The organism is Ruegeria sp. SATB045 (assembly GCF_059613525.1).
Map to the genome: position 1 here is coordinate 17,873 of NZ_JBXWSR010000014.1, position 13,898 is coordinate 31,770.

Sequence of the window (13,898 nt, forward strand, 5' to 3'; positions counted from 1 at the left end):
GATGTCACACCAAAACGAATGGCCCCTGTGGGAAGTCTTTATCCGAGGCCAACACGGCATGAGCCACCGGCACGTCGGCTCGTTGCACGCGGCGGATGCCGAGCATGCCATACGGAATGCGCGAGACGTTTATACGCGCCGCAACGAAGGCGTCAGTATCTGGGTGGTCGAGGCTGAAAAGATCACGGCCTCCAGCCCTTCGGACAAAGGGCCCCTGTTCGACCCATCCCGCGACAAAGTTTACCGGCACCCCACTTTTTACGACATTCCTGACGAAGTTGGGAAAATGTGATGGACGCGGCGCAAAAACCACTGTTCGAGTTTCTGCTGAGACAAGGCGACAACGCTTTGGTTCTGGGGCATCGAACCTCGGAATGGTGCGGGGTCGCTCCGATTTTGGAAGAGGATATCGCGCTGGCCAATATGGCCTTGGATCAGATCGGGCAAACCCAGTTGTGGCTGGGATATGCGGCTGAGGTCGAAGGGGCCGGACGCTCTGCCGACGATCTGGCGTTTCTACGTGACGTTTATGATTTCCGGAATTTGCTGATGCTTGAGGTCCCGAACGGCGATTTCGGGCGTACTCAGATGCGGCAATTCCTGTATGACGCCTTTCAAGTACCATGGTTGACGCAACTGCAAAATTCCACCGACACCCGAGTGGCTGAAATCGCCGCAAAATGCTTGAAAGAGGCCCTCTATCACTTGGACAGGTCTTCTCACACAGTAATCGCCTTGGGGGACGGCACCGCGGAAAGCAACAAGCGCATGGATGAAGCGCTTGCTTTCCTGTGGCCGTATAGTGGTGAAGTCTTTGTCGATGACGAAACCGATCATGCCATGGCGACAGCGGGTGTCGCGCCATTGCCTTCAGAAATAAAACCTCTGTGGCTTGAAACCGTACAGACTGTGCTGGCGCAGGCGTGCTTGACTTTGCCGGAAGGCGACTATGCCCAAAAAGGAGGGCGAACCGGATTTCGGCACACTGAACACCTGGGCCATATGCTGGCCGCGATGCAAACCCTTCAACGCTCGTATCCAGGCGCGACGTGGTGACGATGATGGCGGTGACCGAGGCTCAGGTCTGGGATTGGCTCGACACCGTGCCTGACCCTGAAATCCCAGTCATCTCGGTTGTGGATCTCGGCGTGATCCGCGAGGTGCAGGTCGCGCAGGACCATGTGACTGTGACGATCACACCGACCTATTCCGGCTGCCCGGCCATGGCTGTTATCGCGTTGGACATCGAAACCGAACTTGCAAAAAACGGCATCGGCAAGCTGGACATTCAAACCCGCATCGCACCGGCGTGGACGACTGACTGGTTATCCGAAAAAGGCCGGGCCCGACTGGAAGAATTCGGGATTGCCCCACCCCAAGCTGCGGGTGGTCCCAAACGATGCCCTCATTGCAAATCCAAGCGGGTAGAAAAAATCAGCCAGTTCGGTTCGACCCCCTGCAAGGCCCAATGGCGATGTCAGGATTGCATGGAACCCTTCGACTATTTCAAGTGTATCTGAGGTCCCGATATGACCAACTTCCACCCTCTGAAAGTCACCGATATTCAAAAGACCATCCGCGACGCCGTGGTGGTCACTTTGCAAGCTGAAAACGCGGCAGAGTTTGGTTTTGCACCTGGTCAATACCTGACATTCAAACGGGATTTCGAGGGCGAGGAACTGCGCCGGTCATACTCTATCTGCGCGGCACCGCATGAAGGCATCCTGCAGGTTGGGATCAAAAGTGTGGATGGCGGGGCGTTCTCAACATGGGCCAATACCGAACTGCAGGTTGGGGACGTAATGGACGCCATGCCTCCGATGGGCAACTTTCATGCCGCAGTCCAAGACGACGCGCCGCACTATCTGGCGTTTGCTGGCGGCTCGGGCATCACTCCGGTCCTGTCCATTCTCAAGACCGCCCTGTCCGAGGACGCATCGACACGGTTCACTTTGGTCTACGCAAACCGCACACCAAATACGATCATGTTCCGGGAAGAGCTTGAGGACCTGAAAAACCGCTACCTTCATCGGCTGAACATCGTCCACGTTCTTGAGGATAACAGTCAGGACATTGAATTGTTCAAAGGCCGGGTCGATCAAACCAAATGCGCCGATCTGTTTCGACACTGGATCGACATTAAATCGGTCTCGATGGCTTACATCTGCGGGCCCGAGCCAATGATGCTGGCCATTTCACAGGCGCTTAAGGATCATGGGTTGCGAAAGGACCAAATCCGTTTCGAACTTTTCGCGTCGTCTCAACCCGGGCGCGCCAGGAAACGCGCTGTCTCAAAAGCCGCCGAAACAGGCGGCGTCAAAGGTCGCGTCACGTTGGGCGGTGAAACCAGAAGCCTTATCATACCTAAAGACACGAGCTTGCTGGAAGCGGCTTTGGCCGAAAACTTGGATGCGCCCCACGCCTGTAAAGCGGGTGTTTGTTCGACCTGCAAGGCCAAGATCCTTGAAGGTGAGGTTGAAATGGTCGCCAACCACGCCCTTGAGGATTACGAGGTTGAAGCCGGTTTTGTTCTGACCTGTCAGTGCTTTGCAGTGTCAGAGAAAGTTGTTTGGGACTATGATGAGGCCGGGCATTGAACGTTGACTAACACTCCGGGCAAGCCCGCCACGGTGAAACGGGCAACCGTTTTCGCATATCCTTCGCGATCAGCACGTGTCGCCTTTGGATGCCACATGTAGTACCAGTTCAGCATTCCGAAAACGGACATGGTCACCTCACGCAGCAGGCTGCCATCGTCTTGCAGCTTGCCACCACTGATCGCGTTCAGAATGTTGCTCATCTGCGCTACCATGTCTTTTTGATAGGCTTTAAGCACCTTCTGCATATGCTCGGGCAGCAGAGAGACACCTTCGCTTTGAATCGTGTGTTCGTAATCCATCCCTTCATAGGCCAGCAGATATTCGCGCAGGATCAGATGCAACTGTTCTTCGGGTGGGTACCCGTCCAGATCAATTGCGGAGACGCGGTTCTTCAGCTCGGACAGATAGGTATCCAGAATGTCGAACAGCAGTGCTTCTTTGCTGTCATAATAGTGGTAAATATTCGCCTTCGATATACCCGCGGCTTTGGCGACCTGATTCATCGAAGCCCGTGCGATGCCTTCATGGGCGAACACATTTGCAGCCACCGCGAGGATGCTCTGACGCTTCTTGTCATGGTCCTTAGCGATCGTCCGCGCCACGGGTTTACTCCTTTGGCCTGTTGTCAACTACTCGACGGGCTTTGCCCTGGCTGCGCTCGACACTGCCCGGAGCGCCAACGTTCACCGATGCGCCGATCCCTATGGTGTCTTTAATCTTCTTGGACAAGGCCCCGGCAATACCTTCGCGCATGTCCTCTGGCGCGCCGGTTTCAACGCGTACTGTCATATCGTCCATCCGGCCCGTGCGGGACAGCTCTATTTGGAAATGCGGCGCCAGATCCGGGGCTGCCAGAACAAGCTCTTCAATCTGGGTCGGAAAGACGTTCACGCCCCTCAAGATGATCATGTCATCGGATCGGCCGGTGATTTTCTCCATTCTACGCATTGATCGCGCCGTTCCCGGCAAAAGCCGCGTCAGATCGCGAGTGCGATAGCGGATCATTGGCATGCCCTCTTTGGTCAGGGTCGTAAAGACCAGCTCACCCAGCTCGCCATCTGGCAGCACTTCACCCGTCTCCGGGTCAATGATTTCCGGGTAGAAGTGGTCCTCCCAGATATGCAGCCCGTCCTTGGTCTCGACGCACTCATTTGCAACGCCTGGCCCCATGATTTCGGACAGGCCATAGATGTCGACTGCATGCATGTCGAAAGCATCCTCAACCTCTGCCCTCATTGCGTTCGTCCAGGGTTCGGCGCCAAAGATTCCCACATCCAACGAGGTATCGCGCGGATCAATACCAGCCGTGTGAAACTGCTCCAGTATGTTCAGCATATAAGACGGAGTGACCATGATGGTGCTGGGCTTGAAGTCCTGTATCAGCATAACTTGGCGTTCTGTCATACCGCCGGAAACCGGAACAACCGTGCAGTTCAGACGCTCGGCCCCGTAATGCGCGCCCAACCCCCCTGTGAACAGGCCATAGCCATAGGCGATGTGCACTATTTCTCCTGGTTTGGTACCGCTGGCCCGCATGGATCGCGCCACAAGTCCGGCCCAGTTATCAATATCTTTCGGCGTATAGCCCACCACCGTCGGTTTACCCGTCGTCCCGGATGATGCATGGACCCGCACGATTTCTTCCCGAGGAACAGCGAAAAGCCCAAATGGATAGTTGGCACGCAGATCGTCTTTGTGAGTAAACGGGAATTTCGACAGGTCGCTTAGAGATCGCAGATCATCCGGATGGACCCCCGCCGCGTCGAACCGTTGGCGATACATCGGAACGTTTTCGTAAGCGTGGTGCAGAGACCATCTCAGACGGTCCAACTGCAGGCTTCTAATTTCGTCGATGGAAGCAATCTCTATCGGATCAAGCGTGTTTCGGGCCGGTGTTAGGTCTTTCATGAACTCCTCCGCTATTCCTCGAACACGTGACCGCGCACCGCCCGAGAGCAACCGCGAAACACTGCTACAACTGTGTTCGTCTGATTGACCACGGTCACATCATAGATTCCGCTCCGCCCAGTCAGGCTGACCTCGGTCGCTGTTGCGGTCAGGCGATCGCCCAACTGACCGGGCGCGATGTAGGTAATTGAGTTGTGTTGCGCGACCGTCGATTGGTTCCGGCTGTTGCAGGCAAACGCGAATGCACTATCGGCCAGCATATAGATCACGCCTCCATGACAAATGCCGTGCCCGTTGGTGTGGTGCTTTTCTACTGTCAGCGTCAGAACCGCCTGCCCTTCATCCACTGCTTCGACCTGCATTCCCACCCAAGGGCTTGCCTGATCATTACCCCACATCGTTCGGGCCGCCTGTTCCGCGCGTTCCTTGGGCGTCATAACTGTACCCTTGGGCTTTTGGCCGTATCCGTGACCACTACGATACCACATGCCAAGGCGATGATCGTCTTGTCCTGACAGCCGAGCTGTTTACGGCATAGGCGTCTGGTTCAATGCGCTGCTGCCTCGCCTCACTGATCAAAACGTTTTGCGCAACATTCGCGCAATTCAAGGCATCACGAAAGGTACGGTGCATTTCATTGGTCAAATTGCTCATCTGATCAGGTCGATTCACTGTGAACCCGTCCCAACCTGCGTGTCGCGTGGCAAGCACTGTATACTCCTTGATCTTAAGCAACCTTCAATTTAAACATTTCATAAACCGTCCGGTTGGTCAATTAATGAACGACACCATTGTAGAGGTCCCGAAATGGCAGTTCAGAACGTTGAAAGTTATGTAGCCGGTCAATGGATTGGCTGTGACAGCGCCGCGCGGGATATCCATTCCGCGGTGACCGGAGATTTGATTGCACGGGCAGGCAACAGTGCTTTGGACACCGAAGCCATGCTGAAATATGCGCGTGCCAAAGGCGGTTCGGCGTTGAGGGCCATGACTTTCCATGATCGAGCCCGCATGCTGAAGGCACTTGCGCTGCATTTGGGCCAGCACAAAAAGGCACTTTATGACGCCTCTTTCGCGACCGGGTCTACGCACAAGGACCACCTGATCGACATTGATGGGGGGATCGGCACGTTGCTGGTCTTTGCCAGCAAAGGTCGGCGTGAGATGCCAGATGATACGATCTATCTGGACGGCAATATCGAGCAACTGTCCCGCAGTGGAACCTTTTTGGGGCAACATATCTGCACCTCGTTGACGGGCGCCGCTGTCCACATCAATGCGTTCAATTTTCCGGTCTGGGGCATGCTGGAAAAGCTTGCGCCCACCTTACTGGCCGGGGTGCCGGCAATCGTCAAACCGGCGACAGCCACCTGTTACGTAACCGAGTTATGTGTTCGCATCATGCTCGAAAGCGGCTTGTTGCCAGATGGTGCAGTACAGCTGATCTCGGGCGATATTGGTGCGCTGCTAGACCACGTCGGATCGCAAGATGTGGTCAGCTTTACCGGCTCGGCGCAAACGGCTCTTGAACTGCGTAGCACACCGAGCATTTTGAATTACGCAACCCGTTTTATTGCCGAGCAAGACAGCCTGAATGCCTCAATTCTCGGACCCGATGCGGAAGTAGGCACGCCCGAATTCGACCTATTCATCAAGGAAATTACCCGCGAGATGACGGCAAAGGCTGGGCAGAAATGCACTGCCATTCGTCGGATTATTGTGCCTGAACCACAGGTCGAAGCGGTGATTACAGCGTTGCGGAAAACCCTTGAGCGGACAATTATAGGCGATCCCTCGGACACGGCGACGCAGATGGGGCCGCTGGTCTCTCAGGCGCAACGCCGGGACGTTTTGCAGAAGGCCGCCCTGATCGAGCAGGATGCGACTCGCGTTTTTGGCCACCCAGAAAAGTTTCAGGTTTCGGGTGCGGACCGCGAAAAAGGCGCGTTCGTGCCACCCATGCTGTTTTATTGCGAGACCCCAGATACAGCGCAATACGTTCATGATGTCGAAGCCTTTGGGCCGGTTTCGACCGTCATGCCTTACCACGATCTTGATCATGCCCTTCGCCTGACCAACAAGGGCAAAGGCAGCCTTGTTGCCTCGGTCATCACCAACGACGGCGACTTTGCCCGACAAGCCGCCTTGGGTGCGGGCGCGTTTCACGGTCGACTGTACTTCAACAACCGGCAATCTATGAACGAAAGCACGGGCCATGGCTCTCCGCTGCCGCACATGGTGCATGGTGGCCCAGGACGCGCGGGCGGCGGCGAAGAGCTGGGAGGCGTTAGGGGCGTACTGCACTACATGCAGCGCACTGCGGTTCAGGGCAGCCCCGATATTCTGACGCGGATTAACCGAAAATGGACGGCCGGCTCATCAGAGGTCACCCGCGATGCACACCCCTTTACCCGCACCTTCCATGAACTAGAAATAGGTGAGACGTTACACACCGCGTCCCGAGAAATCTCTTTGGCCGACATTGAAACTTTCGCACATTTTACCGGCGACACATTCTATGCGCATATGGACGAAGCTGCCGCAAAGCGGAACCCGTTTTTCCCGGGACGGGTGGCACATGGGTATCTGTTACTCAGCTTCGCTGCGGGGTTGTTCGTGCAACCAGATGAAGGGCCAGTTCTGGCGAATACCGGGCTCGACAATCTGAGGTTCCTTAAGCCCGTACAAGCCGGAGACAGCATTCAAGTTCATCTGACGGTCAAGCAGAAAACTCCGCGCAACCAAGACTATGGAGAGGTTCGCTGGCATGTGACACTGACAAACCAGAATGGCGACCGGGCAGCCGAGTACGAACTTCTGACAATGAATGCATATTCCCGAGGTTGAGCATCGGTTTTCCGTGGCCACACAAGACATTGGCATGATATCCAATAGGCCAGCCTGCGAACCGGCCATTTGGAAACCTAGATTTGAATTCAGCCGAAAAACTGATTGAAGAACTTGTTGCGCTAGTACCGATCAAGACCTGGTCGCTGATCGTTACCCTTTTCGGTGACATGAATGGCAAAGAAATTACAGGCAAAGACTTGGGGCTGCTACTTGGTCGTGTTGGGATCAAAACCGAAGCCATGCGTGTCGCCTTGCACCGCCTTAGAAAAGACGGCTGGATCGAGTCAACAAAATCGGGGCGCGAAGTTACCTATCGCCTTTCTTCACATGGCCTATCAGAAACCCGGGCCGCCCATGAGGATGTATATCGTCAAGACGCCAAATACCCCGAAGGCTGGGTAACCTGCTGGGTTCGTCAAGGATTCGCAGCGCCACCCTTATCGATTCCAATCGACAAAGCGCTGGTTCTGATGCCCGCCTCAGCTGCTGCCAAAGCCGAAAACGTCGTGACGCTAAAGTTTGATGACTACCCTCCGCCCGAGTGGTTCTCGAGCGGTCTTGTGCAGGACAATGTTCTACGTCAGGCGTCGCGCATCTTTGACCTTGCAGCTTCTGCCGAAATTCATCGCATGCAATCCTTGCCCCAAGCTGCGATACGACTGATGCTTTTGCACCACTGGCGGAAAATGGCACTGCGCCCTGCAGTATGGGCCCATATTTCCCTAAACCCAAAAGGACCGCTGGCACTGTGCCACGGCAGGGTCACCGATCTACTGTCCGCGTTGCCCAACTTGTCGCCCGAACGATTTTCCCGATAACTCACGTTCCAATCTGAGTGGCTCCGCTAACTGTAACCGGGTCTTGATTGGTATTTCATCGCCGGTTAGGCCATGTTTTACCGATCAGTTAGGATTTGGATGCACAGTTGGTTCTCATCGAAGGTAGCCGCGTGACACACATGGGACGATCAATCTTGCGCACTGCGCTTGTGGCGATACTGTCGCTGGGTTCAGTGCCTGCGCTGGCGCAACCCGACATTTTGGTGCTGGGCGACAGTCAGATCTCTTTTGGGGCAGGAAAGGAATACACCCGATTCTTCCAAGACTTGCCACAACGCTGCAATATGACAGCAGAACGCACTCGGTTGCTGGAAAAGCTTGGCGCGCGTCAAACGGCGGCGATCGGTGTACGGTCCACCTCGTTGCAATCTTGGACATCCGTCAGCGGGCCGACACGCGGTGCAATCTGCGATGTAGACAAGAAATTTGGTGTTAACGCTGGTGCCTATGGGATCGATGGAAACCCTGATCGTGTTTTCATCCAGATCGGAAAAGGTCCGTCTTATCAGTTCTGCAAACCCAAACAAACCGCGTTTGAGGCTATGTTTGCCGAAAACTACTATGATCCCGGTTTGTTGGTCCTGACTTTTCTGGGCAACTCGGCCGATCGCTGGGCAAACTCACCAGAAGCGGTCGCACAGGATGTGTCCAAGACTCTGGAACAGGTGCCCAAGGATATGCCTTGCGTCTTTATCTCAAGCGCGCCGGTCTACCTGAAAAAAACAAACGACAAGCGGATGAAAGCTCAAACGGCCATTGCCCGGGCGTTCGAGCGTGCCGATGCCCAGTGTATTGCCGTGGAAGGGTTTAATGCAAAGACGCGCGCGGCCATTGAGGGCAAACCAAAATATTTTCGCCGCAACGAAGCCGGTCGTGTCAAAGATCCGCATCATCCAAGTCCGGCTGCAATTCGCCAGTTTTTGAAGATCAACACGGTCGATTTCTGCGATGCGATCTTCGAAGCCCTGAAATAGAGAAACCGCATAAGGGGGAAACATGCAGTTTCTGAACAAAGCCGCGGGCATGGCCATTGCCCTTCTTTTGCAAGCACTTCCGGTCAGTGCCGAGCCGTTTGACTCGCCTGAAATACTGATCATCGGGGACAGTCAGATATCGTTCGGCTCGGGGCCAGCATTCCTGGAGTTCTTCAGTAATATCAAAACTCATTGCAAACCGAACGCCGAGCAAAAGCAGCATCTTGAGCGACTTGGAAAAATGCGGGTTGGTGTAATCGGTGTGCGCTCCAGCTCTATACCATCGTGGACAGCACGATCTGGCAAGGGTAAGGATACGATCTGCAAGGTTGATCCCAAATGGCGGGTTAATGCGGGAGCTTATGGCTTCGTAAACAAGTCCGGCAACAAATACGTCCAGATTGGCGAAGGGCGCGACTACCAGTTTTGCGCAGCAAACACGTCTCCGCTGGAAGAGATGTTGCGCGACGATTATTACGACCCAAAGCTGATTCTGATGTCTTTTCTGGGCAATTCCGCCAAACGCTGGGCCAACAGCCCCGAGGCTGCAATCCGCGATGTTCAAAAGTTGAAAACCCAGCTTCCACCTGACCTGCCCTGCATTTTCATGACCACCGCCCCGGCTTACAAAAAGAAAATCGTAGACTTGAGATTGCGGGCGCAAAAGAACCTAATGGACGCCTTCAAAACATCAGGCTTGCGTTGTTCGTTAGTGCCGGGATCCACGCCGGAAACTGTCGCCGCCAATCAAGGGAACAAAGAGTATTTTCGTCTGAACAAAAAAGGCTTGGTGAAAGATCCGTATCATCCGAACGAAGCTGCAGCCAAAAACTTCTTTGCCCTAGAAATGGATCAGATTTGTACGGCGATCTTCACGCAAATTTCGCCGACGAAGGAACAAAGCTGAATCCTAATCGTGCTCTTTAGCGCGACAGTCGAGTCAGCCGAAGGTCAAGAGAAAACATGCCCCGCGACTGGAGGGGTCCAAACTTAGGCGTCCACCGATCGCCTCGGCGGTTGCCGTCACAATATTCAAACCCATACCCGTCCCACCACTGTTTCTCCGCGTGGTGAAAAACGGCTGCATTATCTTTCCTGCATTCCCATCGCTAACCCCCGTGCCATTGTCTGCAACGCGCAGGGTGGTCGCATCGTTGACTTGACCTGCTGTCAGAACGATTTCGTTGGCGTCGTGTTGCTGTGCATTTTCAAGCAAATGCGTCAGTATAATCCTTAGCGTTTCTTCAGCCACGGGCAGAGGGAGATCTCCGTTTTCGACTTGCACCGAAAGGTTGGGAAAGGTCTCGGTCACGAAGGGAACGACATCATCCAGACGACAACTTCCGGTCAAAGCACTTTGATCGGCAAGGCTGAACGCACGCATATGGGCCAGCAAGTCCTCCAAACGCTTGCCGCCTTTATCTACGGTATCCAGAAGCTTGTTCCGTTGTTCCACAGGCAAGCTGTTGTCCCGCAGCAGCTCGGTCGCACCTTTGAGGGCAGTCAGAGGAGACTTCAACTCGTGCGTGACATGGGCGGTATAGGTTTTTAGCGCGTCTTGTTTGTTTTGCAGACGTGTGGTGAGAGACTGAAAGCTCTGACTCAGCTCCTCAATTTCGCGAGTGCCTAAATGCTCTGGTGGCTCCCACGCGTCAACGCCATAGCCTGCCGATTGCGTCCTTTCTATCAAAAGGCGGATGGGCCGTGTGATAAAGCGCCAGAACACAAACCCGATCAACGCAGTGGACAAAGCGACGAATACGGCCGCTTTGGCCAAATTAAAGCGCTCGCCATAAAGAAATCGGAAGATATGGTTTGGGGTCCGGCTCAGATAGACAGCCCCGATCTGCGCCTCTTCTACGAACACCGGCATCGCAACAAACACGCGAACACGGGCTGCCCTGCTGAGTGTATAGACCGCAGGCGTTCTGTCCTCGCGCAGACGCGTTCGAGCGACCGACGCGATGTTCCCCTGCATAGCTTCCTGTACTTCGGCCACCTGCCCCAGATTCTCTCCGAGTTCGGCGGTTCCGGCGAAGACATTTCCGAACGTATCCAGAAACCGATACCCCACCAGCGTTTGCGTCTGTGCTCCAGCCGCGATCCGCGATAAAGGAGCCGCTATTTGCTTATAAACGCGGCCGGGGTCCAGTTGCATTGCCTGCGCATCGGGGCGCGGAGGCAAAACTGTTTCCCGGTTTACAGACAATGCTGGAAAGACTGCCCGATCGACCGAAATTGCGCCGCGCTTGGGCGGATCAAGCCCTGCTGCCTCAGCATATAGCTCGGAATAGGTCGCCGAGAGGACAGCAGCTTGTGTCAGCAGGCTTTCTTCGGTTTGCTGGACCAGCTGGCTGTCGTAAAATCGGAACAATGCCAGCCCAGCAAACGGCAGACAAAGAACAATCCCCAGAACAAGCAAGACAACAGTCCAAAGCTTGGGACGTTTTCTAGGCTTTACCCCGCCTTGCATGGTCCCATCCTCAGGCCAACACCATGCACGGTGACAATTCCGTCGGTGCAGCCGGCTTGTGACAGCTTGGCGCGAATATTGCGAATATGACTGTCTATTGTTCGGTCCGACACGTGGATGTTGTAGCCGTACAGCGCATCCACCAACTGAGGTCGGGACATAACGTGATCCGGTCGAGACATCAAAGTTGCCAACAACCGAAGCTCTGATCCTGTCAATACTACCTGCTCTGCGCCGTACAGGCACGAATGGCGCCGCGCATCCAGAGTCAGCTTCCCTTGCACGAGGACTTGTTCCGCCGGGGTGGCTGGCGGGACGCTGCGTTTGAGGATGGCTTTGATACGTGCCACCAGTTCGCGCGGGGAAAAGGGTTTGGTAAGATAGTCGTCTGCTCCGATCTCAAGCCCGACGACCCGGTCAACCTCATCATCCCGAGCTGTAAGAAACAGGATCGGGACATCCGAGGACTTGCGAATTTCGCGACACACTTCAAGCCCGTCACGTTCAGGCAGACCGATATCCAATACAATCAGTTCAGGTTGCTCTTGTCGAGCAGCGTCAAGTGCGGCCAAACCGTCACTGGCAAACATCGTCTGAAAACCCGCGTTTTCAACTGCAAACCCTGTCACTTCAAGAATGTCCGGATCGTCGTCGACGATGAGAATACGTGCGGGCATCAAATAGGGTCCTCAGCTCTGATCCTGATAATAGGCTTGGATGCGCCACCTGCGAAAGCCCCATTCTCGCCAGTTGGAAATGGCATCCTGGGACATGAGATAGTCCAGTCTTTTACCGCAAATACGCTCGCCGGTTTTGGCTTCAAAAGCGTGTATGGCAGCGTATGCATCGGGACCTAATCTGCAGATGTAGTAGGTATCGCGAAGCGCCAGATCCTGACCGTGCGTCAGGTTGTAGCCAGCGATCAGGTGCGCGAAATTGACAAAGCAGCAAACATAGACTGTGACGACAACGGTGGCCAGGCACCGTCGCAATAGCCAATCAACTCCCAACCCTCGATGAACTTGAATGACCGTCAGCACCAAGCCGATCAATACAAGGCCCATCCAGATAAAGGCGGCCACGCGCAGATAAGTCAGGGCATATGCCTCAACATATAGCTGCAGGCGGAAGGCTGCGGTCATCACCAAAAAGATATTCTGAGCCAACCAAAGATAAACCAGATTCCGCAAGACCCTATCCTGCGCGATCATGCTGCGTGTCAACAGGACGAATACCCCTGCTAGCAATGCCGTCACGACCAAAGGATAGGCACCGCGATGGGCATAGGAAGCATAAGTCATACCATCGGGCAAGGCGACACCGCCGGTAAAAATCCCGATATCCATACCTGTCTGCACAAAGAACAACAGGTTGAACAAAAACAGAGAATTCCGAACAGAAAGAGGGTTGATCAGAAATGTAACCCGTCCGGGCCCGGCCCTCCGGAAAGAGGGTTTTTGCGCTTCGGAACCCAACCAAGACTTACTAAGGTTCAAACACGCCCAAACTTGAGACCCGATCAGACACCAGAACAAGACGCGCAACCAAAAATCGGCTGTGAACAAATGAGTTGGGTCCAGCCCATGTAGGTAGCCTTCCAGAACTGGGTTTGCGGCGGCCAGCAGTATCAGGAAAATGATGCCCATCATGAAGGGAAGCAAGGCCGAAGATGCCTGACGACGAATGCCCTTGCCCATATCTGCCTCAGGCAAATCACGCAGCGCGGCCCAACTCAGCAACAAGTTTCCGATTGTAGGCAATCGCATTGCAACCCTAAAAAACAAGCGTTCGTTCAACGGCAATCCGTAGACCGACCACCCCACCAGCAAAACCAACCCGGCCAGACTAAATAACACCGACAAGAATTGCAGGTCGATGCACAACGGCAAATTGCACACTAGGGCAATGCCCATGGCCCCGACCCACTCACGCCGATTGGTCCGAGGGGTCTTCAATGCCACTATTGCTGCCGAAAGGATCATCGCAAACAAGGCAAGAGAGATTCCAATCGGCTGGTGCCAGAACAGCCAATCTGCCAGTGTCACCAAAACGCCAAGCAAAGGTATCTTGTGCCGCATTCCAAGTGAGGAAAACAGCGATTTATCGCTTTGCGCCCGTGGGTTTGTTTGCGCGGATGTTGTCTCTGACATGCTTAGCCACCACGCATCTCGTTTAAGGCTATCCGGCACTCCGTGGATTATCAGCTCCTGCCTCATTACGCGCCTCCTGATTGCGGTTGTTCTTCCCATCAGGT

General features: G+C 54.6%; 14 protein-coding genes. 8 read left to right on the forward strand and 6 right to left on the reverse strand.

Features of this window, described 5'->3' with window-relative positions; translation table 11 throughout:
• Position 1: 1 nt before the first annotated feature.
• The 4 genes from paaB to AC2FNR_RS04310 are packed head-to-tail and all read left to right on the forward strand — an operon-like array spanning position 2 to position 2,597.
• On the forward strand, positions 2–292 hold the full coding sequence (gene paaB, locus AC2FNR_RS04295) for a 1,2-phenylacetyl-CoA epoxidase subunit PaaB (protein WP_170356441.1): 291 nt from the start codon (positions 2–4) through the stop codon (positions 290–292).
• Positions 292–1,056: a 1,2-phenylacetyl-CoA epoxidase subunit PaaC gene (gene paaC / locus AC2FNR_RS04300; RefSeq protein ID WP_480869943.1), complete on the forward strand. Its 765-nt coding sequence runs from the start codon at positions 292–294 to the stop codon at positions 1,054–1,056. The genes paaB and paaC overlap by 1 nt, the downstream gene beginning before the upstream one ends.
• A 2-nt stretch (positions 1,057–1,058) precedes the next feature.
• Positions 1,059–1,520 (forward strand): 1,2-phenylacetyl-CoA epoxidase subunit PaaD, encoded by a 462-nt coding sequence (paaD, locus tag AC2FNR_RS04305; RefSeq protein ID WP_170356502.1) that lies wholly within the window; start codon positions 1,059–1,061, stop codon positions 1,518–1,520.
• A gap of 9 nt (positions 1,521–1,529) precedes the next feature.
• Positions 1,530–2,597, forward strand: a complete 1,068-nt coding sequence (locus AC2FNR_RS04310) for a 2Fe-2S iron-sulfur cluster-binding protein (RefSeq protein ID WP_496848198.1) — start codon at positions 1,530–1,532, stop codon at positions 2,595–2,597.
• Here AC2FNR_RS04310 and AC2FNR_RS04315 read toward each other — a convergent pair.
• Genes AC2FNR_RS04315 through paaI form a run of 3 tightly spaced genes read right to left on the reverse strand, consistent with a single transcriptional unit; the run spans position 2,576 to position 4,945 of the window.
• On the reverse strand, positions 2,576–3,202 hold the full coding sequence (locus AC2FNR_RS04315; RefSeq protein WP_480869947.1) for a TetR/AcrR family transcriptional regulator: 627 nt from the start codon (positions 3,200–3,202) through the stop codon (positions 2,576–2,578). The genes AC2FNR_RS04310 and AC2FNR_RS04315 overlap by 22 nt on opposite strands.
• A gap of 4 nt (positions 3,203–3,206) precedes the next feature.
• Positions 3,207–4,508, reverse strand: coding sequence for a phenylacetate--CoA ligase PaaK (gene paaK / locus AC2FNR_RS04320; protein ID WP_496848200.1), 1,302 nt, complete (start codon positions 4,506–4,508; stop codon positions 3,207–3,209).
• A gap of 11 nt (positions 4,509–4,519) precedes the next feature.
• Complete coding sequence (gene paaI, locus AC2FNR_RS04325) at positions 4,520–4,945, reverse strand: hydroxyphenylacetyl-CoA thioesterase PaaI (protein ID WP_170755955.1); 426 nt, start codon at positions 4,943–4,945, stop codon at positions 4,520–4,522.
• 370 nt (positions 4,946–5,315) lie between these two features.
• Here paaI and paaZ point away from each other — a divergent pair, with 370 nt between their 5' ends.
• The 4 genes from paaZ (at position 5,316) to AC2FNR_RS04345 (ending at position 10,078) form a co-directional block, all read left to right on the forward strand.
• On the forward strand, positions 5,316–7,355 hold the full coding sequence (gene paaZ / locus AC2FNR_RS04330; RefSeq protein WP_496848201.1) for a phenylacetic acid degradation bifunctional protein PaaZ: 2,040 nt from the start codon (positions 5,316–5,318) through the stop codon (positions 7,353–7,355).
• Positions 7,356–7,438: 83 nt separating this feature from the next.
• Positions 7,439–8,176: a hypothetical protein gene (locus AC2FNR_RS04335; RefSeq protein ID WP_496848203.1), complete on the forward strand. Its 738-nt coding sequence runs from the start codon at positions 7,439–7,441 to the stop codon at positions 8,174–8,176.
• Between the two features lie 140 nt (positions 8,177–8,316).
• Positions 8,317–9,171: an SGNH/GDSL hydrolase family protein gene (locus AC2FNR_RS04340; protein WP_480869957.1), complete on the forward strand. Its 855-nt coding sequence runs from the start codon at positions 8,317–8,319 to the stop codon at positions 9,169–9,171.
• Positions 9,172–9,193: 22 nt separating this feature from the next.
• Positions 9,194–10,078 (forward strand): SGNH/GDSL hydrolase family protein, encoded by an 885-nt coding sequence (locus tag AC2FNR_RS04345; protein WP_496848205.1) that lies wholly within the window; start codon positions 9,194–9,196, stop codon positions 10,076–10,078.
• A 33-nt stretch (positions 10,079–10,111) separates the two neighbouring features.
• Here the strand turns inward: AC2FNR_RS04345 and AC2FNR_RS04350 are convergent, their stop codons facing one another.
• From AC2FNR_RS04350 to AC2FNR_RS04360, 3 genes are read right to left on the reverse strand one after another with little or no spacing between them, the layout of a single operon-like run.
• A complete protein-coding gene (locus AC2FNR_RS04350) occupies positions 10,112–11,644 on the reverse strand; it encodes a sensor histidine kinase (RefSeq protein WP_496848206.1) in 1,533 nt (510 codons plus the stop codon).
• Positions 11,629–12,321: a response regulator transcription factor gene (locus AC2FNR_RS04355; RefSeq protein WP_170755928.1), complete on the reverse strand. Its 693-nt coding sequence runs from the start codon at positions 12,319–12,321 to the stop codon at positions 11,629–11,631. Before AC2FNR_RS04355 ends, AC2FNR_RS04350 begins: the two co-directional genes overlap by 16 nt.
• Before the next feature lie 12 nt (positions 12,322–12,333).
• Positions 12,334–13,860 (reverse strand): DUF4153 domain-containing protein, encoded by a 1,527-nt coding sequence (locus AC2FNR_RS04360; RefSeq protein ID WP_496848207.1) that lies wholly within the window; start codon positions 13,858–13,860, stop codon positions 12,334–12,336.
• Positions 13,861–13,898: the final 38 nt, after the last annotated feature.